This window comes from Photobacterium sp. BZF1, assembly GCF_014349205.1.
Lineage (GTDB): Bacteria > Pseudomonadota > Gammaproteobacteria > Enterobacterales > Vibrionaceae > Photobacterium.
In genome coordinates, this window is the sequence record NZ_JACSOF010000047.1 from 15,657 (window position 1) to 41,174 (window position 25,518).

Annotated in this window: 21 protein-coding genes; 5 read left to right on the top strand and 16 right to left on the bottom strand. The window is 49.5% G+C overall.

Features of this window, described 5'->3' with window-relative positions:
- Positions 1-58 precede the first annotated feature (58 nt).
- Positions 59-1,078, top strand: a complete 1,020-nt coding sequence (locus BIZ37_RS12410) for a GGDEF domain-containing protein (RefSeq protein WP_187461764.1) — start codon at positions 59-61, stop codon at positions 1,076-1,078.
- Positions 1,079-1,106: 28 nt separating this feature from the next.
- On the opposite strand, the gene BIZ37_RS12415 is transcribed toward BIZ37_RS12410, so the two are convergent.
- Positions 1,107-1,712 carry a DUF924 family protein gene (locus BIZ37_RS12415; protein WP_187461765.1) on the bottom strand — a complete coding sequence of 202 codons (606 nt, stop codon included), beginning with the start codon at positions 1,710-1,712 and terminating at the stop codon, positions 1,107-1,109.
- A 270-nt stretch (positions 1,713-1,982) separates the two neighbouring features.
- Here BIZ37_RS12415 and BIZ37_RS12420 point away from each other — a divergent pair, with 270 nt between their 5' ends.
- On the top strand, positions 1,983-2,414 hold the full coding sequence (locus tag BIZ37_RS12420; protein WP_187461766.1) for an HIT domain-containing protein: 432 nt from the start codon (positions 1,983-1,985) through the stop codon (positions 2,412-2,414).
- A gap of 49 nt (positions 2,415-2,463) precedes the next feature.
- Here the strand turns inward: BIZ37_RS12420 and BIZ37_RS12425 are convergent, their stop codons facing one another.
- The 6 genes from BIZ37_RS12425 to BIZ37_RS12450 all read right to left on the bottom strand — a co-directional run bounded on the left by BIZ37_RS12425 (position 2,464) and on the right by BIZ37_RS12450 (position 11,931).
- Positions 2,464-2,709 carry a FeoC-like transcriptional regulator gene (locus tag BIZ37_RS12425; RefSeq protein WP_187461767.1) on the bottom strand — a complete coding sequence of 82 codons (246 nt, stop codon included), beginning with the start codon at positions 2,707-2,709 and terminating at the stop codon, positions 2,464-2,466.
- Positions 2,706-4,985 carry a Fe(2+) transporter permease subunit FeoB gene (feoB, locus tag BIZ37_RS12430; protein ID WP_187461768.1) on the bottom strand — a complete coding sequence of 760 codons (2,280 nt, stop codon included), beginning with the start codon at positions 4,983-4,985 and terminating at the stop codon, positions 2,706-2,708. Before feoB ends, BIZ37_RS12425 begins: the two co-directional genes overlap by 4 nt.
- Entirely contained in the window at positions 4,985-5,212 is a 228-nt protein-coding gene (locus tag BIZ37_RS12435; protein WP_187461769.1) for a FeoA family protein, read from the bottom strand. The genes feoB and BIZ37_RS12435 overlap by 1 nt, the downstream gene beginning before the upstream one ends.
- 372 nt (positions 5,213-5,584) lie before the next feature.
- Positions 5,585-9,286, bottom strand: coding sequence for an AraC family transcriptional regulator (locus tag BIZ37_RS12440; RefSeq protein ID WP_187461770.1), 3,702 nt, complete (start codon positions 9,284-9,286; stop codon positions 5,585-5,587).
- A gap of 270 nt (positions 9,287-9,556) precedes the next feature.
- Positions 9,557-10,903, bottom strand: coding sequence for a murein DD-endopeptidase MepM (mepM, locus tag BIZ37_RS12445; RefSeq protein ID WP_187461782.1), 1,347 nt, complete (start codon positions 10,901-10,903; stop codon positions 9,557-9,559).
- A gap of 2 nt (positions 10,904-10,905) precedes the next feature.
- Positions 10,906-11,931: a zinc ABC transporter substrate-binding protein gene (locus BIZ37_RS12450; protein ID WP_187461771.1), complete on the bottom strand. Its 1,026-nt coding sequence runs from the start codon at positions 11,929-11,931 to the stop codon at positions 10,906-10,908.
- A 93-nt stretch (positions 11,932-12,024) separates the two neighbouring features.
- On the opposite strand from BIZ37_RS12450, the gene znuC reads away from it, so the two are divergent.
- Both znuC and znuB read left to right on the top strand, forming a co-directional pair.
- Positions 12,025-12,810 (top strand): zinc ABC transporter ATP-binding protein ZnuC, encoded by a 786-nt coding sequence (gene znuC, locus BIZ37_RS12455; RefSeq protein ID WP_187461772.1) that lies wholly within the window; start codon positions 12,025-12,027, stop codon positions 12,808-12,810.
- The gene (gene znuB, locus BIZ37_RS12460) at positions 12,803-13,588 is read left to right on the top strand and encodes a zinc ABC transporter permease subunit ZnuB (protein ID WP_187461773.1); all 786 of its coding nucleotides are present in this window, start codon (positions 12,803-12,805) and stop codon (positions 13,586-13,588) included. The genes znuC and znuB overlap by 8 nt, the downstream gene beginning before the upstream one ends.
- A gap of 109 nt (positions 13,589-13,697) precedes the next feature.
- On the opposite strand, the gene BIZ37_RS12465 is transcribed toward znuB, so the two are convergent.
- The 9 genes from BIZ37_RS12465 to sdhC form a co-directional block, all read right to left on the bottom strand.
- Complete coding sequence (locus BIZ37_RS12465) at positions 13,698-13,979, bottom strand: VF_A0006 family four-cysteine protein (protein WP_187461774.1); 282 nt, start codon at positions 13,977-13,979, stop codon at positions 13,698-13,700.
- Between the two features lie 147 nt (positions 13,980-14,126).
- Entirely contained in the window at positions 14,127-14,999 is an 873-nt protein-coding gene (gene sucD, locus BIZ37_RS12470) for a succinate--CoA ligase subunit alpha (protein WP_107298515.1), read from the bottom strand.
- Complete coding sequence (gene sucC / locus BIZ37_RS12475) at positions 14,999-16,165, bottom strand: ADP-forming succinate--CoA ligase subunit beta (RefSeq protein WP_187461775.1); 1,167 nt, start codon at positions 16,163-16,165, stop codon at positions 14,999-15,001. Before sucC ends, sucD begins: the two co-directional genes overlap by 1 nt.
- 129 nt (positions 16,166-16,294) lie before the next feature.
- A complete protein-coding gene (odhB, locus tag BIZ37_RS12480) occupies positions 16,295-17,512 on the bottom strand; it encodes a 2-oxoglutarate dehydrogenase complex dihydrolipoyllysine-residue succinyltransferase (protein ID WP_187461776.1) in 1,218 nt (405 codons plus the stop codon).
- 31 nt (positions 17,513-17,543) lie between these two features.
- Positions 17,544-20,354, bottom strand: coding sequence for a 2-oxoglutarate dehydrogenase E1 component (gene sucA / locus BIZ37_RS12485; RefSeq protein ID WP_187461777.1), 2,811 nt, complete (start codon positions 20,352-20,354; stop codon positions 17,544-17,546).
- 108 nt (positions 20,355-20,462) lie between these two features.
- A complete protein-coding gene (locus tag BIZ37_RS12490) occupies positions 20,463-21,176 on the bottom strand; it encodes a succinate dehydrogenase iron-sulfur subunit (protein WP_107298511.1) in 714 nt (237 codons plus the stop codon).
- Between the two features lie 15 nt (positions 21,177-21,191).
- Entirely contained in the window at positions 21,192-22,958 is a 1,767-nt protein-coding gene (sdhA, locus tag BIZ37_RS12495) for a succinate dehydrogenase flavoprotein subunit (protein ID WP_187461778.1), read from the bottom strand.
- A complete protein-coding gene (gene sdhD / locus BIZ37_RS12500; protein ID WP_187461779.1) occupies positions 22,959-23,306 on the bottom strand; it encodes a succinate dehydrogenase, hydrophobic membrane anchor protein in 348 nt (115 codons plus the stop codon).
- On the bottom strand, positions 23,300-23,680 hold the full coding sequence (gene sdhC / locus BIZ37_RS12505; protein ID WP_187461780.1) for a succinate dehydrogenase cytochrome b556 subunit: 381 nt from the start codon (positions 23,678-23,680) through the stop codon (positions 23,300-23,302). The genes sdhD and sdhC overlap by 7 nt, the downstream gene beginning before the upstream one ends.
- Before the next feature lie 409 nt (positions 23,681-24,089).
- Between sdhC and BIZ37_RS12510 the strand changes: the two genes are divergently transcribed.
- A complete protein-coding gene (locus BIZ37_RS12510) occupies positions 24,090-25,379 on the top strand; it encodes a citrate synthase (protein WP_107298507.1) in 1,290 nt (429 codons plus the stop codon).
- The last annotated feature ends 139 nt before the right edge of the window (positions 25,380-25,518 follow it).

Genomic DNA, 25,518 nt, shown 5'->3' on the forward strand with positions numbered 1-25,518 from the left:
AACACGTTCAGCAATAAAAACAACTGGTGTAGATGACCTCTAAGAATGGATGTTAGGTATGAATAACGACAGCTTTGCGAAATCAACGGAGCTATTGAAACAAACCGTTCCTCTGATGATTAAGCACAAGGTACCCACGACCCCTACCAACTATGCCCTGTGGTATACCTATAGCTCTCAACAAAACCCCCAGCTCAATATGGCTCTCGATAGCGGTATTGCGTCAATCGGCCACTGTACGCCGACCCTTTGCGAAAGCATCTATCAAGATCACCTTGCCAGTCAGACCGATAGTGATGTCAAACAGCTTAAGCTAAGTCTCACTGCTATGATGCAGGAGCTATCCCATAGCATGGCGGATACCCTGTCAGACACAAATAACTTCCACAATGCGCTGGAAAGTACTTTCGGCCGACTGGAGCAAGTTGGCAAAGAAGGAATTTCACTGGAAGAAACCATTGGCTTGGTACGAGAATTGATCCGCGAGTCGCAGCAAATGCGCCAATCTACCGGCTTGTTCAAAGGGCAACTGGATTCCGCCCAACAGGAAATCCAAACCTTGCGTGCTGCGCTGAATAAAAGCCAGCAGCAGGCTAATGAAGATGCCCTGACCAAGCTCTACAACCGACGAGCCTTCGATCAGGACATACAAAGCTATCTCGACAACCAGATCCCAACCAGCCTGATTCTGTTGGATATAGACCACTTCAAGAATTTCAACGATGAGTTCGGGCACCTACTGGGCGATCAGGTGTTGAAGATGGTGGCAAGGAGGCTGACCGAGTGCTGCCGCGACTATGCCAAGGCATACCGCTTCGGCGGGGAAGAATTTGCCGTGCTATTGCCGCATAAATCACTGCCATCGGCCCGCCAGCAAGCTGAAACAATGCGCAAATCCATTGAGAAGATCTCTGTACTCGACAAGAAATCTGGCCAACGGATCAATTCAGTCACCGCATCATTCGGCATTAGCGCCTCTGAGCCAGCAGAGCACAGTGAGAAGCTGATAGAACGAGCCGATCATTTTCTCAGCCAAGCCAAGCAACTCGGGCGAAACCGCGTGTTACCTATTACCTAGCCACAACAGCCTTCACTGTGTTGTTACCTCACTGGCCGAAACGCTGACCGCCGCCATGAAGCCATTCTAGTTCTTCTTGGGTCGATAGCCGACCGAAAGCAGCGTTGCGGTGGGGAAAGCGGCCAAAGCGTTTCACGACATCATGATGACTGACAGCATATTGGTAGAAACTATCAAACGTATCGATATGCGTCGGCGTCACAACCTGACGCAAGCGATCAAAACGGAAGACTGCCTCTTCCTGATCTTCAATCGCTTCTGAATGTTCTAGGGGTAAATAGAAAAAGACCCGCTCGATAGGTGTCAGCTGCAAGTCTTGGTTCTTCGCTAGCCCTCGCTTACATAATGCCAAAGCCAGTGAGTCATAGCGAAATGCGGCACTAAGGCCTCGGTAAATATTGCGGGTAAATTGATCCAGTAAAATAATCAGGGCCAAAGTACCTTTCGGCTCTTTTGTCCAATGGCTCAACTCACCTGCCCCGGCTTGGCTCACTAAGTGGCGAAAACGTTCTGTAATCAGTTGATCGGTTTCTTCCCCGCCCCGGAACCACAGTTTATTACGATCAGTGACCGTTACCTCTTCACCTATCTCGCCGAACCAAAAATCCAGCACTTCTTGATATTGAGCCACCATGTATCACTCCCACATCGATCTTCGTCACGTTACCGCCAAATCCACAAAGCGGCCAATCCAATACCACTGCCTGATCACAACCCAATCAACTATACACTGCTGAAAAATACTGACTGCCATGGCAGAAAGCATTGCCACTGCTTTATATTCACACTATCTTACTGTCATCAGTGCAGCTCCTGATGCCTTTATCCTACCCCAAAGCCAAATTTTGGCTGGAGGTAAATATCCCAACGTGTGAGCTACACAATACAAATAAGGAATAATCCCATGCCGTTTACACTCCATCCGAGACTAGCCGCAGATACTACAATTATCGGCAATCTTCCCCTGTGTCAGGTATTGCTTTCCAAAGAGGCGCTTGGCCCTTGGTTAATTCTGGTACCAAGAAAAGCGGATCTACGTGAAATCCACCACTTACCTGAAGATGAACAGCTTCAGTTGATCAAAGAGTCCAGTGCAGTAGCAGCCGTACTGGAAAAAGACTACCAAGCCGACAAAATCAATGTCGGTGCGCTGGGCAACCTTGTACCCCAGTTACATGTACACCACATTGCCCGCTTCAAAGATGATGTGGCATGGCCTGGCCCGATTTGGGGCAATACTGACGGCACCCAACGTGACGAAGCCCTACAACAAGCATTAACCGAAGAGCTAAGGGCTGAGCTAGGCCATATCGACGGCTTCAGTGCCGCAGATTAAGGTATAAAAAAGGCAACCCTGAGGTTGCCTTTCCTTTAAATATTACCTGCTACCCCCGCATTACCGTGATAGAAAGCTCATCGGATTTTAGCGGTCGGTACCAAATCTCCTTGGCCCCCTGACAACATCCATCACTGTCACAGCCGACCAGTTCCTTGCCCAACTTGCCTTTGCAGATCCATACCTCCAGCATGGCCTCGACACCGTCTTCCGACATACCGAACCGCATTGCCAATGCCTTGCGGCTGGCACGCCCGTGTTGCTCAATGTACTGTTTCAGCTGCTGCAGGATCATAGTGTTGCCAACTCCTCGGTTTGCATCTGCTGGCCCTTACGCTTGAAGGTAATAAACAAGCCTGCATTGATTGCAGTGAAGAACCCAATCCACAACATACTTGTTGCTGGGTGGTCAGCAAAGTGAGCGATCTGGTAGTAGTACGTCGCAAAGGTATACGCCAATAGCATGGTATAAGCCGCAATAAACACTGAGTACTTCTGACCAAACTCACGTACGTAGGCACCCATTGCTGCGGCACATGGCGTGTAAAGCAGAATGAAGATCAAGTAGGCCATTGCCGCTGCAGAGCTCACAAAGTGGGCTTGGATATTGCCGAAGATTGACGCATCAACTTCCTGCTCTTCAGCCGCTGCAGCTTTATCTTCCAACTCACCAACAGTGATACCCAGCGGATCAGAATAGCTAAGGTCAGCAAGGTTTGCACCGATACTGCCTACCGCTTCCTGAAGGCTGCCCATTAGATCATATTCAGCGTCTTCTTCACCCGCAGCTGGCGCATATAGGTTATTCAACGTTCCGACTACGGCTTCTTTTGCAAAAATGCCGGTCAGGATACCAACAGTAGCTGGCCAGTTATCTTCTTTCACACCGATAGGAGAAAGCACAGGGGTAACGATCTGGGCTGTTTTTGCCAGTACAGAATTAGGCGTATCTTCGTTACCGAACGAACCGTCAGTACCCAGTGAGTTAAAGAAGCTCAGGATTGCCACAACAACGACGATTGTTTTACCGGCTCCCAGTACAAATTTCTTCAGTTTCTGCCAAGTTTTGATACCAACGTTACGCAATGTTGGCATTTCATAATCTGGCATCTCCATAATGAAGCTATCACTGTTACCTGGGTAAATAGTATGGCGCAATACCAAACCAGTCAGTACCGCAGCGGCAATACCCAAAATATAAAGACCGAATACGACATTCTGACCATTTTCAGGGAAGAAAGCTGCAGCAAATAGTGCGTATACTGGTAGGCGCGCGCCACAAGACATAAACGGTGCCATCGCAGCTGCGAGCTTACGCTCACGCTCTTGCTCCAGCGTACGGGTTGCCATGATAGCTGGTACGTTACAACCAAAGCCTAATACCAATGGCACAAATGCTTTGCCCGGCAGGCCAACTTTCTGCATCACTTTATCAAGTACAAACGCTGCTCGCGCCATGTAGCCAGAACTTTCAAGCATCGCCAAAAATAGGTATAGGCAGGCAATTACAGGAATAAAGGTTGCGACGGTCTGGATACCACCACCGATACCGTCGGCAATAACAGTTACCAGCCACACCGGAAGGTGGTCATCAAGTAGGTAATGTCCACCATCAACGAGAAGCGCACCGGCACTAATATCGAAGAAGTCGATAAAGGCACTACCGATGTTGATGGAGAACATGAACATCAGGTACATCACAACAAAGAAGAAGGGAATACCGAATGCACGGTTGAGCAACACCGCATCAATCTTGTCGCTCAAGCTACGGCTCAGCTTGCCTTCTTGACGGCGAACCTTACTGCACAGTTGATGCAAGAAGCTATAGCGTACATCAGCCACTTGGATATCAGGGTCAACATCCACCATCAAAGTATTGCGAACGTTGTATGCCTGATTCTTTTGCTCTTCTGACAACTGGTTGATCACCAAGGTATCATTTTCCAAAGCACGAATAGCCTGCGCGCGGCTGTTCAATTGGGCATCGGTAAAGAAGGCTTCTGTTTCGGCAATGGCTTGCTCAAACTGGGTACCGTAATCCAACTTCAGCTCATTAACAGCAATTCCCTGCGCCAGCATTTTGTGCAACTGGGTTTTGAATTCTGCTACTTGCTTAAGGTTATTCGCCGACAGGCTCATTACCGGACAACCCAGGGCTTTTTCCAACCCTTTAATGTCTAGTTTCTGGCGCTGGCGCTCCAGTACATCCATTTTGTTCAGCACAACCACCATTGGACGACCCAGTTCACGTAGCTGTAGAGTCATGTATAGGCTACGCTCAAGGCACGATGCATCCACCACATTGATGATGACATCCGCTGGCATGGTTAGGATGGCGCGAGAAGCAATGGCTTCATCCAAGCTATTAACGTCGTTGGCACTGTCAAGGTTGTAGATACCAGGAAGGTCAGTTAGCGCAAAATTGTCACCTGCACAGTCATAACGGCCTGTTTTCTTCTCAACGGTTACCCCAGCCCAGTTACCCACCTGCTGCTTGGCGCCAGTCAAGCCATTAAATAGAGTCGTTTTACCGCTATTTGGGTTACCGACTGTCAGAATGCTGTATTCCATCAGTTCACCTCCACATCAATGCTTTCTGCAAGTTGTTTACGCAGGGCGATATCCACGCCTCGAACTCGCACCTGAAGAGGATCACCAAGCGGTGCCACACGAATCACACTCACCGGTGTATTCGGCAACATCCCCATGACCATTAGCTTTTTGCGGGTAGCTGCTGGTAAGCCAGCTAAACTGGTCACCCTTCCTTCAGCCCCGCATAACATTTCTGACAGTTTCATTCTAAACCGCTACCCTAAATAAGAATAATTAGCATTAATACTTTCAATGTTACAGATTGAAACACATTAAGTGTTGTTTTAAATCAATAAACCTCACTCATTTTTGCATTCATTGTTTGCAATATTGACACCCAGCACGCTTTACAGCCTTATTGATGGATTACATAGCTAAAGGGACAACGAAAACATTGCATGGATCAATCACTTAAAATCTCTATGTAATTAAACACAGATATACGACACAGAGTTGGTACTTGTACAGGCAGAATGGTTAGATGAAAGGATAATGAAACAGGCAGGAGCTACTCCCTGGCAAAATACCGGGTAAGGTGCTTACTAACGTGATCTGGCTGAATAACCAGACCACGCAATTTAGTCGAGTGCAGAGGCCCCTTTGGCAAACTCACTAGGTGTTTGCCCGCTGTAGGCCTTGAACCTTGCACAGAAATATGAAGGGTCTTTGAAGCCGCATGCCAGCGCGACATCAGAGACTTTGTCCCCTTGTTTAAGCATGACCGCGGCCTGCTCAAAACGGAATTGGGTGACATAGTCTTTAAAGGACAAGCCAAACTCTTGCTTAAAACGCTGCTGGAACGTCCGCTCGGGCATAGTCAGCGCTTTTGCTGCTGAAGAGCTCCCAAAGCCAGAATGGTGAAATTGCTTGGAAACAAAAGCGTGGACATTATCCTGCCACTCCTTGCTTTGGGGCCCTTCCCCATCAGCAGGTTCAGCAGATTCTTTACTGAGTAAGCGACCGATTTCAGCTTGCGCAACATTCGCCTCTAATGGTTTTGAAAGCGTGTAGTCCGCCCAGCGAATCGGTTGAGATCCGCGTGTTTCTTCAGGAGTAGTTAGTGCGACGAACACCGGTCCCTTGTTGCCAAAATAATCTTCCTTCATCCCCTGAAGCAGTTCTTCATCGCTTGGTTCGAGCACTCCCCTGTTAATAATGACGAGCTCAGGGAGGGTATCTTCAATTAGCATCAAGTCCTCATAATCCCCCCGGGTATGGGTAACATGATAATGTTCGGACAGCCGCTTACTCCAATCACTATGGCTATCATCCTCATTCCCAATCACCATTAGCCAACGGGGCTGGTCTGACACTCCTTGCCTAGCTGTTGGATATTTTGCTTCCAATGACTCAACTAATAGGGGAAGTCGAAGAATAAACTCGCTCCCTACTCCCTGATAGCTGATCACTGAAATGGTACCGTGATACTGCTCAACCAACTGTTTGACCGTACTTAGGCCTAAGCCGAAGCCTGCCTTGGGGCTGAGCTGAGGGGCTTCTTGGTAATAGCTATCAAACAAGTGGGTCTTGGTCTGCTCAGACATTCCACGGCCAGTGTCACTTACAGAGACGATGAGTTGATGTTCAAGCTCTTTTACAGCAACCGTGATCCCCCCTTTACTGTCGGTATATTTCATCGCATTCGACAGCAGGTTACCGAGCATGATCTCAAGGTGGTAGGGTGCCAAGCAAATGGCTGTTTCAGGGGAAATATTTTCTTCGAGACACAAGGCTATCTGTTTCTTTTCAGCTTCAACTTGCCAGCTCATGCAACAAGCCTGAATGATTGGACTGACTAGCTGCTTGCATGCTCTCTCTGGCTCAACCTGAGCAAATACGTCACGTGAAAGCAGTTGATCCGCCACATGCAGAGCATGGGTAAGGTTCTTTTCGGCAATATCGACCTTACTCGGTGCTTGGCAAGTGGGCCTCAGATCTGACAACAAGCCCAGAGACAACTGCAACGGTGTCCGCAGCTCATGTGAAAGCTGCGCCATAATATGCTGTCTTACGTCCAATATCCGTTGTAAGTGAACATTACTTGCGTTGAGTTGCTTTTTCTGAAGTTCAATTTTAGCTGTCTTTTGGAAAACAGCCTGTTTGAGTTGCTGTGCCTGATCTTTGAATACCTTACTCCGCCAATAAACTAGCACCAAAGCCAGCAGCAAGGCAGCAAGCCCTAAAATACCTATCAAGGCTTGATATATCCGCCAGGCAGGCTGGACACTGAAGACGTAGCTTAATTCAACCACTGTATTGTCAGCAGCTTTCACCCTACGGACTTCAAGCGTGTACTGCCCAGCAGACAATACCCCTAGAGGCAGCAATGGCTGGGTGGCTATCTGCCATTCGCCAGCCTGAGCATTTTCATCAACCAAACGATACTGATACAAAGTCGAACGGGATGGCATAGCCTCCAACTTAAAAGCAATGGAGGAGCCATATGGCAACCGCCTCAGTTTGCTCCATGAGTCAGCTAATGGCCAAATATCGTTATCCACCCATACTGCACTCAGCACCAACCCCGGCTCGGGGGGGAATTCATCAAACAATGCGTCATGATCAATACTCAATAGGCCTTGGCGGTAGCCAAGCACTAAAGTGTTAGCATTATCTTGCAAACAAGCCTGCGACCCAACATCCTCCGGCAGCAGGCCGCTATTGAAGCCCAAGTGCTGCTTTAGTTCGCCATAATAGCTAATGAAAGACAGCCCTGTACTGGAAGAAAGCCATACCCCGGCATTTCCGCCGACAAGGCAATAAGGACGGACAAAATTAGAGGAGAGCTGAACCTCTTGCAGCTGCAATGGGTTCAGAGCCTGAGATACCTGCACCCCGTAGTTCGAGGCAACCCAAAGCTGGCCCATCCGATCTTCATAGATATCAACAACCCCGCCCCTATTCTCACTGCCCGGTGCAAAGTGCAGCATACCTGCATCAAATTTATACAGGCCGAAGGTAGTCCCAACCCATACCTGGTATTCACTGTCTTCCCAAAAGCGGGTAATGACCTCGCCGCCTTCAGGATCACGTAACCAGTGACTTCCAAACGGCATCCACTCTCCGTACTCTGGCCAATAACGGTAAAGGCCATCTTCAGCTCCTACCCAGAGCGAACCAAAGTGGTCGATCATAATTTGGCTAACAGACAGAGCTTGAATAGCTGGTGGCAAGTCGACATTTTGTAACCGCGATGGGTTGATTTCATAAGTCGCAATACCGTCTTGTTTTAAGACCCATAGCCGCTCACCTGACAGCGCTAACTGTCTAATCTTTCCCAGGCTTGCAATATGGCCCGCGACTTCAAAAGTAGGGGAGATTTCAAACAATCCATTATCTGTCGCCAGCCAGTAGTCGCCATTACTGCCATAGGCAATATCCGTAATAAGGGAAGCATCAACTTCTCCTTCCCCTTTCCCTAACCGAATCCGGTTGAGTAAATCAGAACCCGCAGGTAATTGGCTTAACCCTTCCGGTGTCGATACCCAGAGCGAGCCTTGATGGTCTTGCTGTAGCTCAAGTACCCGGCGGCCAGGCAATGAAAATTTGTCGTGGTCTGAAGGCATAAAATAGGCCTTTGTCGCCACATCTAAGTCCATCCGATAGAGTCCGGCCGTACTTCCGACCCACATACCCTTTGCTGTCGCCTGAAGGCTCAGTACTGCAGGCTTGCTTTGATTTTCCTGCAGTGGATATAACGTACCTTCTCTGCCTTTGACCACACCTTGCCGAGTACCAAACCAGAGCTCACCTTGTTCGTCTTGCTCTACGGCAGTGACAAAATAGTCTGGCAACAACTTGGTGGGTGGCAGAGCAAATGAAAGGTATTCATAAACACCTTGCTGACTAGCAACGTACAAATGGTTACCTGCAACATGTAAGCCGGCCAGCTTTATCGGGTGTGGAAAAGGCAGGAAATTCGCTTCTAGCTCAGAGTCAGATAATTGGTAAAGGCCACGTCGATTAGCGAACCACGCAGTATTACCCAAGCCGACAACAGACTCGATCGGCACCTGACTAATATTGTGCCTTTTCAGCGTGGTGGTTTGTGGTGAATACGAATAGGCATGACTGTCTTTAACCAGCCATAGTGTATCGCTGACTAAGGCAACATCTGTCACGCCGGTTACGGGTTTACCGGTTCTTTCGACTGCAGGTTTAAGATTAGTACCATCATAGAACAGCAACTGCCCTCGAATATCGACCAGCCAGAGGCCTTTGTTTGAATCATCGACGATTTTGCGGACAGACAAGTTACTCAGGCTGGTTAAGTCCGCCATTGGGCGGAAAAGGTAACTCGAAGCAAATACGGACTCCGATGTCGTAAGTACCAGCCCTAATAAATTGATTAATAATATAAATCGCCTGATCATAACAATGAAAAAGTTACTCTAACCCCATGAAATTCGTTTGTATTATGCAGTAATGACAAATCGAATATAAGTCGACATTTATAAAATGAGGCAAGATGCATAAAAAAACGCACCTCAGTGCGCTTTTTATCTCCGATCCAGTAATGAGATAACCTCGAAACCAATATAGCTGATAACTTAGCTACTCAATGCCTGTTGTAACACCTGCTTTTCCTCACGGGCGATTTTGCCATATTCGACAATATCGCCAGAAGGTACAGGAGCCGCTTTTGGCAGCGGGACTTTCATCGCATCGACAGGGCGGTTCTTTTTGATCAGCTCATAATGCAAATGCGGACCGGTAGAACGTCCGGTGTTCCCGCTCAGCGCAATCCGCTGGCCCATTTTGACGTGCTCGCCTGGTTTTACCAGCATCCGGTGCAAATGAAGGTAACGAGTCACATACTCACGGCCATGTTTCACGACCACATAATTGCCGGCCAATGGGTGCTTCTGTGCCTTGACGACTACGCCATCACCTGCCGACAGCACAGGAGTTCCGATAGGTGTTGCAAAGTCAGTACCGTTATGGGGGGATACTCTACCTGTTATCGGGTGCTTGCGGTGAGGATTAAAAGGTGAACTGATCCTAAATCGCTGGGCAGTTGGATAACGACGCAGGGCGCGGTTTAGGCTATTGCCTTCCTCGTCATAGAACTGGCCATTTTGAGCCCGGCTGACAAAGATTTCTCGGTTACCGTTAAGGTAAAGCAAGGACTTAACCTCACCACGCCCGACCGCCCTTCCGTCAATAAACTCCTGTTCAACGGTAACGGCAAACTGATCGCCACGGCGAGCCTGGCGACCAAAATCAAACCGCCATTGCAATGCTTGAACCAATTCCTGAATCTGGTTCGGTGTCAGCCCAGCCGCCAATGCAGAGTTATAAAAACTGCCTGATACCCGGCCTGATAATCTAACCGGTTTTAGCTCTCCCGCTTCTTCAGCCCTGTGATGACGGTACTCGCCATCAGCAACCCGCTCATAATGATCGGTAAACTTAGCATTCCGTCTTACCGAAAGGTTTTCCACTCTGCCATCTTGGTCAACCGTCCAAGCCAAGCGCTGGCCAACACCAAGCCGCTGCAAAGAGGGCTCTGCCTCGAGCATCTGATACATATCGGCAAGCGGCAGGCCATATTGGCCAAAAACACCTCCCAGGGTATCACCGCTAGCAATGGTATGGCGGTGGTTTCGCTGGGCATTCTGCGTGAGCTGCTGTTCCAGCTCATCGGCTGGGATCGCAAAGGCCGGGTCATTATTTTCCACAACAGCGCCCAAGGGTTCGCTGTTTCTTTCTGACAATAACTCCCGTCCACTTGACGGTATACCCACTTCCACCCGAGGACTAAGATCGTGCCCCAGATACGAACTTGGCTGCCACAATGTGGCAGCCAGTACGAGGGTAGAACACACCGCCAGCCCAATCCGATGGGGGCGGGGCAGTTGTCCAAAAACAGCGGCCGCCTCTCGGACGGCCCTGATGCTTACTGTAGACACTGGCTATAGCTTTGGGTTAGCTGGTTCAGAAACTCAACATAGCTTCCTTGACCATATTCAATTTCAGTGGCAAGTGGATCAAGGGTACCAATATTTACCCCAGTGCCACGCGCTACGCTATCAACCACTGCCGGTGAGAATTGTGGCTCACTGAACACACACGCTGCATGTTGGTCTTTCAACGCATTACGGATAGTGATCAGTGTCTTAGCGCCTGGACGACGGTCTGGTTCAACCGTGAAGTGACCAAGGTTATTCAGGCCGAATTGATCTTCAAAATAGCCATAAGCGTCGTGGAATACAAAGTAGCCACGATCAGAAACCGGTGTCAGGGTCTGCTCGATTGCAGCAACAGTAGAGCGAACCTCCGCCGAGAAATTAGCTAGGTTCTTCTCAAAAATATCTTTATTAGCCGGCGCAACGCTAATCAGTTTCTCTGTGATCACTTGGGCAGCCTGAACCGCTTGCTCTGGGCCTAACCATAGGTGAGGGTCAATGCCTTCGTGATGGTGGTGGTCATCGTGATCGTCATGGGCGTGCTTATCATGATCGTGACCGTCGTGATCATCATGAGCATGATCATCATGGTCATGGTCATGGTCGTCGTGGGCATGCTTGTCATGATCGTGGCCATCGTGATCATCATGGCCATGGTCGTCGTGATCGTCATGGTCATCGCCGTAATGGCGGAAGTTGATACTGTTCTGAGCGGTCAGTGTCAGTACGTTTTCTTTGTCATCAAGCACTTTAATCAAGAAGCGCTCAAGCTCAGGGCCAACCCAAATCACCAAGTCGGCTTCGTTGAGTTTGCGTACATCAGACGGACGCAAAGCATAATCATGTGGTGATGCTCCTGCTGGCAGTAGCGTCTCCGTTGATGTGACCCCCTGTGTCAGTTCTTGGACAATCATAGTCACAGGCTTGACTGTTGAAACGACTTTGAGTTCTTCAGCGTGCAATGTAGGCGCGACTAGAAGCCCAAAAGTGCTGCAAGTAAGAAGCAAACGGCGCATAATAGGTTCCCTGAATAATTCTTAATTTTAATAATCGTCAAAGATGTTATATTATAACATCTCACTTTGGCAAATATCTAAGCAAATAAATTTATGAATTCCTTAGTTGAATTACAATCGGTCACAGTCACATTTGCCGAAAGACACGTACTCGATCAGGTTTCCCTGAAATTAGAACGGGGACAGATCACCACACTGATCGGTCCCAATGGTTCCGGTAAGTCAACCCTTGTCAAAGTCATCACAGGGTTGAACAAACCAACAGTTGGCTCAGTCATTCGCCAGAAAGGACTACGGATAGGCTATGTGCCGCAAAAACTGTCACTTAACACCACGCTTCCGCTAACAGTTGATCGTTTCATGCGCTTGGCTGGCCGGTATAGTGAGTCCCAACGGCTTGACTCCCTTGAACTGGTAGGCGGCAAACACCTGCACCATAGCAATATGCATTCCCTCTCTGGGGGGGAAACACAACGTGTGCTGTTAGCGCGGGCATTGCTACAACAACCAGATCTGCTGGTGCTGGACGAACCGGTGCAGGGGGTTGATGTTAATGGCCAACTAGAGTTGTATAGCCTAATCCAATCTTTGCGTGACAAGCTCAATTGCGCCATCTTAATGGTTTCGCACGATCTACACTTGGTTATGGCTAAAACCGACCATGTTATCTGCCTGCATCACCACATCTGTTGCTCTGGTGAGCCGGAAATGATCACTAACCACCCTTCTTATGTGGCCCTGTTCGGTCGCCACCAGTGTGAACAACTGGCATTGTACCAACATCACCACAACCACGAACATGATTTGTCTGGCAACCCTGTTGGCCCCTGTCAGCACGAGCACCAAAATAACGAACGACAAGAGAGCAACAATGCTTGATTTATTGCTTCCCGCACTGATTGCGGGCATTGGCATCGCCGCCCTTTCCGGCCCACTTGGCTCTTTCGTCGTCTGGCGAAAGATGGCCTATTTTGGCGATACCCTGTCCCACGCCTCACTGCTGGGCATTGCGCTGGGTTTCCTTTTCAATATCAACCTTAACCTGGCGCTGTTTATTTGCTGTATGGCACTGGCGGTGATCTTGGTAAGCTTGCAGAAGCAAAAGTATGTAGCGACCGATACCCTCTTGGGTATTCTGGCTCATAGTGCCTTATCACTGGGTATGGTCGCGGTCAGCTTTCTTGACCATGTCCGTATCGACCTTATGGCCTACCTGTTCGGTGATCTACTTGCCGTTACCCCTTCAGATCTACTGTGGATCTACAGTGGCGGTGCCATCGTTATGATAATGTTGATCACCCTCTGGCGTCCGCTGCTTTCGATGACTATCAACGAAGAGTTGGCACAGGTCGAAGGGGTCAATGTTGATCTGATGCGCCTGCTATTAATGTTGATGGTGGGTATGGTCATTGCTGTTGCGATGAAGTTTGTCGGCGCACTGATCATTACTTCCCTGCTGATCATCCCTGCCGCAACTGCCCGCAAATTCTCTCGCAGCCCAGAGATGATGGCAGCACTGGCGTCAGTATTGGGCATAATTGCCGTTATGTGTGGTCTGGCCATGTCTTGGCACTATGACACTCCGGCGGGTCCGTCCGTTGTGGTAGCAGCCGCAGCTTTGTTCCTGCTAAGCCAGTTCAAGCGAGCCGAAGCCTAATATCACTAACTTAACAGCAGCCCTTCCCGGGCTGCTGTCCTTCTCAGCCTCCAAGGCAACGCTACCCTTTTAAACCTAGACACTACGAGCCCAAAAAAAGCCTCGCTTATTAGTTAAACAAACTACGGTGACGGCTGTTACACGTGCTCTTTACTTGCATTGCTGTCCGTAGGTGCTTGGTTTCTGGCAGGTAATCGAGCAGGCATTGGAAATACGCCTCATCTTTGTCCGATAACATGAAGTTATCGATATAAAGCCGATGGCAGGCATTGGTCATCAAGTTGGCTGATGTACCATTTTCAGCCAAAGACACATACTCAAGAATGCAGGTCTCGTAACCTTCCTTGTCTTCTTTCGCTACGCTAAATGCCGAACTTAACGCGATTATCATCAGTAAGGCCACCTTTCTCACTGTCAGCCCTCCGGTCACTTGCCTCTCCTAAGCATATACACATCCCGTCAGGTGTAGCCCAATAAAAAAACCCGCCAAATGGCGGGTTTCATTAGAGTCTATCGGTATCGCTTTGGAGCTAAAGGATTACCAACCAGTGACTTCACGTAGTGCTTTACCGATGTCTGCTAGGCTCTTCACGGTCTTAACGCCTGCCGCTTCCAGTGCCTGGAACTTATCTTCTGCAGTACCTTTACCGCCAGAGATAATCGCACCCGCGTGGCCCATACGCTTACCAGGAGGCGCCGTAACACCCGCAATATAAGACACAACAGGCTTAGTGACGTTATCTTTGATGTAAGCTGCGGCTTCTTCTTCCGCTGTACCGCCGATCTCACCGATCATCACGATAGCTTCAGTCGCCGGATCTTTTTCAAACAGCTCCAGCACGTCGATAAAGTTTGAACCCGGAATTGGGTCACCACCGATACCAACACAGGTCGACTGGCCGAAACCTTCATCTGTCGTCTGCTTAACAGCTTCGTAAGTTAGTGTACCTGAACGAGATACGATACCGACTTTACCTGCTTTGTGGATGTGACCTGGCATGATACCGATCTTACACTCGTCTGGTGTAATCACACCCGGGCAGTTTGGACCAATCATACGCACGCCAGCTTCATCAAGGCGTACTTTCACATCAAGCATGTCCAGTGTTGGGATACCTTCAGTGATAGTTACAATCAGCTCGATACCTGCATCAATTGCTTCTAGGATCGCATCTTTACAGAATGGAGCCGGTACGTAGATAACTGTCGCTGTTGCGCCAGTGGCTTCAACCGCTTCACGCACAGTATTGAACACTGGCAGGCCTAGGTGAGTCGTACCGCCTTTACCCGGTGATACACCACCGACCATCTGTGTTCCGTACTCAATCGCTTGTTCTGAGTGGAATGTACCTTGACCGCCAGTAAAACCCTGACAGATCACCTTGGTATCTTTATTAATTAGAACAGACATTATTTACCCTCCGCTGCAGCAACAACTTTTTCCGCTGCTTCAGTTAGGGAAGTCGCAGCAATGATGTTCAAACCACTCTTCGCTAGGGTTTCCGCTCCTAGCACCGCATTGTTACCTTCAAGGCGAACGACGACAGGGACTTCAACACCCACTTCTTCGACCGCACCAATAATACCTTCGGCAATCAGGTCACAACGGACGATACCACCGAAGATGTTAACCAATACCGCTTTAACATTGGTATCAGACAGGATGATCTTGAACGCTTCGGTAACACGCTCTTTAGTAGCACCGCCGCCCACATCAAGGAAGTTGGCAGGCTGTCCGCCGTGTAGGTTGACGATATCCATGGTACCCATTGCAAGGCCAGCACCGTTAACCATACAGCCGATGTTACCATCAAGCGCGACGTAGTTTAGCTCCCACTGTGCTGCATGCGCTTCACGCTCATCTTCCTGCGAAGGATCGTGCATTTCACGAAGCTTAGGCTGACGATAAAGGGCATTGGAATCAATGTTGATCTTACCGTCAAGACAAAGCAGGTTGTCATCACCGGTGATCACTAATGGGTTGATTTCTAGCAGGGCAAGATCGTAATCAGCAAACATGTTGCCAAGGCCTAGGAAGATCTTGGTGAACTGCTTGATCTGGTCACCTTTAAGGCCCAGTTTGAAAGCTAGCTCACGGCCTTGGTAAGGCTGAGGACCAACAAGTGGGTCAATCGCTGCTTTGTGGATTAGCTCAGGGGTTTCCTCAGCCACTTTTTCGATTTCTACACCGCCTTCCGTTGACGCCATGAACACGATGCGACGTGTACCACGGTCAACAACCGCACCAAGGTACAGTTCATTGGCAATGTTGGAGGCTTCTTCAACCAGGATTTTTGTCACTGGTTGGCCATTTGCATCAGTCTGGTACGTCACCAGGTTCTTACCCAGCCACTTCTGGGCAAAACCTTTGATACCTTCTTTGGTGTCGTGCAGTTCCACGCCGCCCGCTTTACCACGACCACCGGCATGTACCTGACATTTCACGACCCATTTGTCACCACTGATTTTACCTGCAGCTTCTGCTGCTTCTTGTGGCGTGTCGCAAGCGTAACCTTCTGGAACTGGCAGACCGTACTCGGCGAACAGCTGTTTCGCCTGATATTCATGCAAATTCATGATGTTCTATCCGTTTTCATATCCCTTGGGGAATCGTTATATCCATGTGAAGTACTCTTCGGTACTTCTTCGATTGTAACTGCAAAAATGGCAGGCCAACTGTCGAGCCTCACTGGCCTGCCTGCAGGGTTACACGTCTAGAAGCAGGCGTGTTGGATCTTCAAGTAACTCTTTGATGGTAACTAGGTAGCCCACTGACTCACGACCATCAACCAAACGGTGGTCATAAGACAGTGCCAGGTACATCATAGGTAGGATTTCTACCTTGCCATCCACAGCCATTGGGCGGTCTTGGATTTTGTGCATACCCAAAATCGCTGACTGCGGCGGGTTGATAATTGGTGTCGACATCAATGAGCCGAATACACCGCCGTTAGTGATAGTGAAGTTGCCGCCAGTAAGCTCATCAACGGTCAGTTTGCCGTCACGGCCCTTGATCGCCAACTCACGAATACCTTTCTCAATCTCGGCCAAGCTCAGCTTGTCACAGTCACGTAGAACTGGTGTCACCAAGCCACGCGGTGTGGAGACCGCAATGCTGACATCAAAGAAGTTATGGTAAACAATGTCGTCACCGTCGATAGACGCATTCACTTCTGGGAAGCGCTTCAGGGCTTCAACAACCGCTTTCACGTAGAAAGACATAAAGCCCAAACGGATACCGTGGCGCTCTTCGAAGATATCTTTGTACTGCTTGCGCAGATCCATGATTGGTTTCATGTTTACTTCGTTGAACGTCGTCAGCATCGCTGTGCTGTTCTTCGCTTCAAGCAGGCGCTCAGCAACACGTTTACGTAGGCGGGTCATTGGGACACGCTTTTCGCTACGGTGGCCAATCGGTGCTTCAACCTTCGCTTCAACAGCAGGTGCCACAGGCGCTGGAGCCGGCTTACCTTCTTTCACGAACGCTTCAACATCTTCACGAGTGATGCGACCACCAACACCGGTACCTTTCACATCGGCTGCACTGATATTGTGCTCAGCCAGCAGGCGGCGAACCGCTGGGCTCAATGCTTCATTGGTCTCATCACCCAGCGCTGCAGTGTTGCGCTTGTTAGGCGACGATTCTGCTTCTGCAGGAACATCTTTTGTTGGCTCACCGGCAACTGCGCCCGCTTTGATCTTACCGATCAACTGCTTAGTCAGTACGGTGGTACCTTCGTCTTCTAGAATTGCTTCAAGAATACCGTCTTCCGGTGCTGGTACTTCCAACACCACTTTGTCTGTTTCGATATCAACCAGAACTTCATCACGGGTGACAGCATCACCTGGCTGCTTGTGCCAAGTCGCTACTGTTGCGTCTGCAACTGATTCAGGTAAATCGGGAACCAGAATTTCGATCGTCATATCGGCTTTGTCCTTTTTGTTCCAGTTCTTATTAATCTATTGTTAGTGCGTCTTCAATCAACGCTTTTTGCTGTTTCAGGTGAACCGACATGTAACCTACAGCCGGTGATGCTGAAGCCGGGCGGCCTGCATATTCAAGCTGGGCGCCGGCCGGAAGTGCAGAACGGAAATTGTGCTGGCTGGAGTACCACGCACCTTGGTTCTGAGGCTCTTCCTGACACCAAATAAAATCAGTAACGTGCTGATAATCTGCCAAGGCAGCTTCAACATCTTCTTTAGGGAATGGGTAAAGTTGCTCGATACGAACAATGGCCACATCCGTCTGCTCGTTTTTACGGCGCTGTTCTAGCAGGTCGAAATACACCTTACCTGAACAGAAGACCACGCGCTTGACCTGTTTCGGGTCTAGGTCGTCTATCTCACCAATAGCAGGCTGGAAATTACCGCTTGCCAGTTCATCCAGACTGGATGTACATAGCGGGTGACGCAGCAATGACTTCGGCGACATAACCACCAGCGGACGACGCATCGGGCGAACAACCTGTCGGCGCAGCATGTGGTAAACCTGAGCCGGTGTCGATGGGATCACCACCTGCATATTCTGCTCAGCACACAGCTGTAGATAACGCTCCAGGCGAGCCGATGAGTGTTCAGGCCCCTGCCCTTCATAACCATGCGGAAGTAGCATTGTCAGGCCACACATACGGCCCCACTTCTGTTCACCGGAGCTAATGAACTGGTCAATTACAACCTGAGCGCCATTGGCAAAGTCACCAAATTGTGCTTCCCAAAGGGTCAGGCCGCTAGGCTCTGCGGTTGCATAACCATATTCAAAGGCCAAAACAGCTTCTTCGGAAAGTACCGAGTCAAAGACCTGGAAAGTACCTTGTTTATCATGGATATTGGCCAGCGGGATATAAGTACTGGCATCACCCTGATTATGTAGCACCGAATGACGGTGGAAGAAGGTACCACGACCTGAGTCCTGGCCGGTAATACGGATACGCTTACCTTCATCAACCAAAGTGGCATATGCCAACGTTTCTGCCATCCCCCAGTCAACCGCCTTTTCACCTTCAGCCATCGCCATGCGGTCGTTGTATAGCTTTTGGACACGACTTTGCAGCTTATGGCTATCAGGGAATTGGCAGACACGGTGAGCAAGTTCTTGCAGGCGACCATAGTCAACCTGATGATCCCAATCAACGGTCCAGTCATGGCCAATATATGGTTCCCAGTCAACAGAATGCAGCTTCATCGGACGCCACTCTTTAACTACACATTCACCGCGGTCAAGGGCATCACGGTATTCGTTGATCAAAGACGTTGCGGTTTCCAGATCCACCGTACCTGCATCAGTCAGGGCATCTGCATAAATCTTACGCGGTGTCGGGTGCTTCTTGATTTTCTGGTACATCAACGGTTGAGTCGCATTCGGCTCGTCCGCTTCGTTGTGACCATGACGGCGGTAACACACCAAATCAATCACTACATCTCGCTTGAAGGTGTTACGGAAATCAAGGGCAATACGGGTAACGAAAGCAACGGCTTCTGGATCATCGGCGTTAACATGGAAGATCGGAGCCTGCACCATTTTGGCAATATCAGTACAGTATTGGGTCGAGCGGGTATCATTCGGGTTAGATGTGGTAAAACCAATCTGGTTGTTCACCACGATACGCACCGTACCACCAACACGGTAGCCGCGTGACTGAGACATATTGAACGTCTCTGCCACAACGCCCTGACCAGCAATGGCCGAGTCACCGTGGATAGTAATAGGCAATACCTGAGATCCATCTTTATCGCCCAGGCGGTCCTGCCTTGCTCGAACCGAGCCAACCACCACAGGGTTTACAATTTCCAGGTGCGACGGGTTGAATGCCAACACGAGATGTACGTCACCACCTGGTGTAGCAAAGTCAGCCGAGAAGCCTTGGTGATATTTCACATCACCGGTACCCCATGTCTCATCATGCTTACCGGCAAACTCGTCAAACAGGTCCTGCGGCTTTTTACCCAGAACGTTGACCAGCATGTTCAGTCGACCACGGTGAGCCATACCAACAACCACTTCACGGGCACCATTGGTACCTGCGTAGCGGATCAGTTCTTTGACCATAGGGATCAGGGCATCGCCCCCTTCGAGCGAGAATCGCTTCGCGCCGGGGAATTTCGCGCCCAAGTAGCGCTCCAACCCTTCTGCAGCAGTCAACTCATCCAAGAAAGTCATTTTTTCTTCCTTGGAGAAGGAACCACGCCCAACAACCGACTCAAGACGCTGCTGAAGCCAGCGTTTTTCATCAGTGTTTGTAATATGCATGTATTCCGCACCAATCGAACCACAGTAGGTCTTCTTCAGCGCGTCATAAAGTTCTGATAACTTCATGGTCTCCTGCCCGATGGCAAAAGAACCGACATTGAATGTCTCGTTGAAGTCATCGACGGTTAGGTTATGGAATTCAGGATCGAGGTCGGATACTCGCTCCTGCTGCCATAGCCCCAACGGATCTAAGTTTGCGTGCTGGTGCCCGCGGAAACGGTATGCGTTGATTAACTGCAATACCTTAACCTGCTTAGCATCAACATCTGGATCGCTGACGGTAGCACTTAGATGGGTTGTTTCCTTCGCTAGACGCCGGAAATAGTCACGAACACGTGAGTGAGGCTGTTCAACAACCGTCTCATTCACAACAGGCAGATCACTGAACACGTGACGCCATTCTTCATCTACTAATTCTGGGTCGCTAAGATACAACTCGTAGAGTTCCTCTACATAAGTTGCATTGGCGCCAGCCAGGTGTGAAGACTCAAGCCAAGCCTTCATAACGCCGTTCTGCATTGTTTTCCCTTAACCACTAGTTATCGCCATTTTCCCGGCTCGGTGACCGGAATTGAGGCTGGCTCCTGAGAGCGAATCATGAAGCCAGCATATCGATAATACTTATATTTATACCGCGCGCTTGAGCAGCATCGACTTGATGTGTCCAATCGCTTTCGTCGGATTTAACCCTTTAGGACAAACATTTACACAGTTCATGATGCCATGGCAACGAAAAACGCTAAAAGCGTCGTCCAGATCGGATAAACGTTCATCAGTTGCCGTATCACGACTATCAATTAGCCAGCGATAAGCAGCCAACAGGCCAGCTGGTCCGATGAATTTATCCGGGTTCCACCAGAAAGATGGGCACGACGTTGAACAGCAAGCACACATGATGCACTCGTACAAACCATCAAGATGGGCACGCTCTTCTGGCATCTGCAGGTTTTCACGTGCAGGCGGCTGGGCACCCTCATCAATCAGGAATGGTTTCACTTTGGCGTAGTTGGTATAGAACTGCTCCATATCGATGATCAAGTCACGGATAACTGGCAGGCCCGGCAACGGACGGATCACAATCGTGCTCTGGTCAGTCAGTGCCGAGAGCGGTGTGATACAAGCCAGGCCATTCTTACCGTTCATATTGATACCGTCGGAGCCACAGACCCCTTCACGGCACGAACGACGGAACGACAAAGAAGGATCTTGTTCTTTTAGCAAAATCAGCGCATCAAGCACCATCATGTCCGAACCTTCAGGGACCTCAAGGGTGTAGCCCTTCATGTGCGGTGCGTTGTCTACATCAGGGTTGTAGCGGTAAATCGAGAAATTCAGTTTCATAGTTTTATCCTCCCCTTAGTATGTACGCGCTTTAGGCGGAAATGCCTCACGATGAATTGGTGTCATGTTGACATCACGCTTGGACATCTCTTCTGTCTCAGGGTTGTAGATAGAGTGACATAGCCATTGTGCATCGTCGCGCTCAGGGAAGTCGAAACGGGCATGGGCACCACGGCTTTCGGTACGGTAATTCGCCGCCACCGCCGTTGCATAGGCCGTTTCCATCAAGTTTTCTAGCTCCAGACACTCAATACGCTGGGTATTGAATTCTGTCGAGGTATCGTCAAGGCGCGCTTCTTTCAGGCGCTCACGGATCACTTTCAGCTCTTCCAAGCCGGTTGCCATTGCTTCGCCTTCACGGAATACCGAGAAGTTATTCTGCATACAAGTTTGCAGATCTTTGCGGATCTGAACCGGATCTTCGCCTTTCTGGGTGTTGTTCCAGCGGTTGACACGGGCAAGGGAAGCTTCGATATCTGAATCAGTTGCCGGGCGTGCTTCAGCTTGCGCCAGCAAAGTCTCACCCAGGTGCAGGCCAGTCGCACGGCCGAATACCACCAAGTCAAGCAGTGAGTTACCGCCAAGGCGGTTAGCACCGTGGACAGACACCGAGGCAATTTCACCACAGGCAAACAAGCCTTGCACTTCAACATCGGCCCCCGTCGCAGTCTGCTTGATAGCCTGACCGGAAACCTGGGTTGGTACGCCACCCATCATGTAGTGACAGGTTGGGATAACAGGGATTGGCTCTTTAACCGGATCGACGTGGGCAAAGGTGCGAGATAGCTCACAAATGCCTGGTAAGCGCGACTCAAGCACATCTTTACCCAGGTGATCCATCTTCAGCTTTATATGTGGACCCCAAGGACCATCACAACCGCGGCCTTCACGGATTTCTACCATCATTGAGCGGGCAACAACGTCACGGCCTGCCAAGTCTTTGGCATTCGGCGCATAACGCTCCATGAAGCGCTCACCGTCTTTGTTAAGTAGGTAGCCACCTTCACCACGACAACCTTCAGTCACCAATACACCGGCACCTGCAATACCTGTCGGGTGGAACTGCCACATTTCCATGTCCTGCATAGGGACACCGGCACGTAGCGCCATACCAACACCATCACCGGTGTTGATGTGGGCATTGGTCGTAGAGGCATAGATTCGGCCCGCACCACCTGTCGCGAGAATAGTTGCCTTCGACTTGAAGTAACAGATCTCACCGGTTTCCATGCATAGCGCAGTACAACCCAAGATGGCGCCATCTTGGTTTTTCACCAAATCCAGTGCATACCACTCAGAGAAAATCGTCGTTTTGTGCTTGACGTTTTGCTGGTAAAGGGTGTGAAGCAAAGCATGACCCGTACGGTCAGCTGCCGCCGCAGTACGCGCAGCCTGCTCACCACCGAACTCTTTCGACTGACCGCCAAATGGACGCTGGTAGATAGTCCCGTTATCGAAACGAGAGAACGGCAGGCCCATTTTTTCAAGTTCAATCACTGATTTAGGGCCATTTTTGCACATGTACTCGATCGCGTCCTGGTCACCGATATAATCAGAGCCCTTAACGGTATCGTACATATGCCACTGCCAGTTGTCCGGGTGGGAGTTACCCAACGCAACGGTGATCCCGCCCTGCGCGGAAACGGTGTGGGAACGTGTAGGGAAAACTTTGGAAAGCAGTGCACATTTTAAGCCCTGCTCAGAAATTTGTAGTGCTGCGCGCATACCTGCACCACCAGCACCAATTACAACTGCATCAAACTCTCGAACTGCAATACTCACTTACGCACCCCACACAATGAAGAAACCTGAGAACAGGTAAATAAAAAGAACAGCAACTACACCAAATTGGATACCCGCTCTCAGGGCGGCAGGCTTAATGTAATCGGTCAGTATTTGCCACAGACCAATCCATGCATGGATTAAGATCGACAGCAAAGCCAACATGGTGAACACCTTGGTACTGAGCTTGCCAAAAAAGGCACTCCAGGTTTCGAAAGTCAGTTCAGGTCCAAAGGCAAAAAAGCCCACCATATAAAGGGTGTAAAGCGTAAGGATGATGGCGGTGGCACGGATCAGGATAAAATCATGAATACCGTTGCGACCAATTGTTGAGACGTTATTTACCATACCAGGCCTCCTGCAAACAGAGACAGAACACCGACAATGACAAAGCTGACTTTGGCACTTTTGATACCGGTTTCCATCTCTTCGAAATATCCCATGTCCATCATTAGGTGACGGATGCCTACCACAATGTGGTAGAACAACGCCGTCAGCACGCCCCATAGTACGAACTTAGCGAAGAAACTGTTCACTATGCCGGCTGCACTGGCGAAGCCTTCGGGAGATGATAAAGAGAGGCCCAGCAACCATAGCAGGATTGCTACAGCTACAAAGGTGATCACGCCGGAGACGCGATGTAGGATTGACGCTATCGCTGTAAGGGGAAAGCGAATCGTCTGTAGGTCGAGATTTACAGGTCTTGGCTTATTTACTTTCACGGTGATTGCCCACTCAGCTCCATTGAAGCATTGTTATTGTTATCACTCCCTGTTTCTACTTATGCCGAACAAGTGCGTTAACATAAACGTAACCCGAGGTTGCAATAATGTTCTACATATTACATGTAAAACTGTGCCTTCCCTAACTTACTCTAATTATTGATAACTTTGGCATTTGCGTCTGGCGGCGGCAGAACCAGAGACCTGCCGCGAGTATACGCCTCGCAACAATCAAATACAAACCCCGTTACATGACCTCTAACACGGTTTTAGAAATTTGCACTATTTTGTGCAAACTTATTAACAAGCGCACACAAGCAAGCACAAAAATTGACATTTGGGTCGCTGATCGGTACAACAAATGTACATCCGCCTTGGATTAGGATTATAAAAAACAAAGGAGATTGTTATGGCAGACAAGAAAGCTACTCTTCACATTGAAGGGAAAGCACCCGTCGAACTGCCGATTATCGGGGGCACTGAAGGGCCTGAAGTAATTGATGTACGTAAGCTTGGAGCTAACGGTTATTTTACATTCGACCCTGGTTTTCTAGCCACTGCATCTTGTGAATCTCAAATTACTTACATTGATGGTGACAAAGGTATTCTGCTTCACCGCGGATACCCGATTGACCAATTGGCCAATAACGCCGACTACTTGGAAGTGTGTTACATTCTTCTTTACGGAGAGGTTCCGACCCGCGAGCAGTACGAAACATTCCGTACCACTGTGACGCGTCACACCATGGTGCATGAGCAGATCTCAAGCTTCTTCCACGGTTTCCGCCGTGATGCTCACCCTATGGCTGTTATGTGTGGTGTGGTGGGTGCACTTGCTGCGTTCTACCATGATTCACTGGATATCAATAACGATACCCACCGTGAAATCACTGCGTTCCGCCTATTGTCGAAAATGCCGACACTAGCAGCAATGTGTTACAAATACTCTATCGGTCAACCATTTATCTTCCCGCGTAACGACTTGGATTATGCAGAAAACTTCCTGCATATGATGTTTGCAACGCCGTGTGAAGAGTACGAAGTCAGCCCAGTGGTGGCTCGTGCAATGGATAAGATCTTTACCCTACACGCTGACCACGAGCAAAATGCATCAACATCTACTGTTCGCCTTGCAGGTTCATCGGGTGCTAACCCATTTGCCTGTATTGCAGCGGGTATCGCGTCACTTTGGGGCCCAGCACACGGTGGTGCCAACGAGGCCTGCTTGAAGATGCTGGAAGAAATCGGCAGTGTCGACAAGATCCCAGAGTTCGTTGAACGTGCAAAAGACAAGGATGACCCATTCCGCCTAATGGGCTTCGGTCACCGTGTCTACAAGAACTACGACCCACGTGCAACAGTAATGCGCGAAGCATGCCACGATGTATTGCAGGAGCTGAACATTCAGGATCCGCTATTGGATGTTGCTATGGAGCTTGAGCGTATCGCCCTATCGGACGAGTACTTCATCGAGAAGAAACTGTACCCGAACGTCGATTTCTACTCAGGTATCATTCTGAAAGCAATTGGTATTCCGGTATCTATGTTTACGGTTATCTTCGCGATGTCCCGTACCATCGGCTGGATCGCCCACTGGAACGAAATGCACAACGATCCGGGCAACCGTATCGGCCGTCCTCGCCAGTTGTACACCGGTTACAACCAGCGCGAGTTCAGCCCGCTGCATGAGCGTGAGTGATAAGCGATTAGCATGAACAGCTAAATGAAAGGCCCCTTCGGGGCCTTTTTTGTTTTTGTAAAAACGGTTCTGTGGTTCTGTGGTTCTGTGGTTCTGTGGTTCTGTGGTTCTGTGGTTCTGTGGTTCTGTGGTTCTGTGG

What these genes read in the sequence shown, in the direction of transcription:
- BIZ37_RS12410 (WP_187461764.1), top strand. Translation starts at nt 59, where the DNA reads ATGAATAACGACAGCTTTGCGAAATCAACGGAGCTATTGAAACAAACC.
- BIZ37_RS12415 (WP_187461765.1), bottom strand. Translation starts at nt 1,712, where the DNA reads ATGGTGGCTCAATATCAAGAAGTGCTGGATTTTTGGTTCGGCGAGATA.
- BIZ37_RS12420 (WP_187461766.1), top strand. Translation starts at nt 1,983, where the DNA reads ATGCCGTTTACACTCCATCCGAGACTAGCCGCAGATACTACAATTATC.
- BIZ37_RS12425 (WP_187461767.1), bottom strand. Translation starts at nt 2,709, where the DNA reads ATGATCCTGCAGCAGCTGAAACAGTACATTGAGCAACACGGGCGTGCC.
- feoB (WP_187461768.1), bottom strand. Translation starts at nt 4,985, where the DNA reads ATGGAATACAGCATTCTGACAGTCGGTAACCCAAATAGCGGTAAAACG.
- BIZ37_RS12435 (WP_187461769.1), bottom strand. Translation starts at nt 5,212, where the DNA reads ATGAAACTGTCAGAAATGTTATGCGGGGCTGAAGGAAGGGTGACCAGT.
- BIZ37_RS12440 (WP_187461770.1), bottom strand. Translation starts at nt 9,286, where the DNA reads ATGGCGGACTTAACCAGCCTGAGTAACTTGTCTGTCCGCAAAATCGTC.
- BIZ37_RS12450 (WP_187461771.1), bottom strand. Translation starts at nt 11,931, where the DNA reads ATGCGCCGTTTGCTTCTTACTTGCAGCACTTTTGGGCTTCTAGTCGCG.
- znuC (WP_187461772.1), top strand. Translation starts at nt 12,025, where the DNA reads ATGAATTCCTTAGTTGAATTACAATCGGTCACAGTCACATTTGCCGAA.
- znuB (WP_187461773.1), top strand. Translation starts at nt 12,803, where the DNA reads ATGCTTGATTTATTGCTTCCCGCACTGATTGCGGGCATTGGCATCGCC.
- BIZ37_RS12465 (WP_187461774.1), bottom strand. Translation starts at nt 13,979, where the DNA reads ATGATAATCGCGTTAAGTTCGGCATTTAGCGTAGCGAAAGAAGACAAG.
- sucD (WP_107298515.1), bottom strand. Translation starts at nt 14,999, where the DNA reads ATGTCTGTTCTAATTAATAAAGATACCAAGGTGATCTGTCAGGGTTTT.
- sucC (WP_187461775.1), bottom strand. Translation starts at nt 16,165, where the DNA reads ATGAATTTGCATGAATATCAGGCGAAACAGCTGTTCGCCGAGTACGGT.
- odhB (WP_187461776.1), bottom strand. Translation starts at nt 17,512, where the DNA reads ATGACGATCGAAATTCTGGTTCCCGATTTACCTGAATCAGTTGCAGAC.
- sucA (WP_187461777.1), bottom strand. Translation starts at nt 20,354, where the DNA reads ATGCAGAACGGCGTTATGAAGGCTTGGCTTGAGTCTTCACACCTGGCT.
- BIZ37_RS12490 (WP_107298511.1), bottom strand. Translation starts at nt 21,176, where the DNA reads ATGAAACTGAATTTCTCGATTTACCGCTACAACCCTGATGTAGACAAC.
- sdhD (WP_187461779.1), bottom strand. Translation starts at nt 23,306, where the DNA reads ATGGTAAATAACGTCTCAACAATTGGTCGCAACGGTATTCATGATTTT.
- BIZ37_RS12510 (WP_107298507.1), top strand. Translation starts at nt 24,090, where the DNA reads ATGGCAGACAAGAAAGCTACTCTTCACATTGAAGGGAAAGCACCCGTC.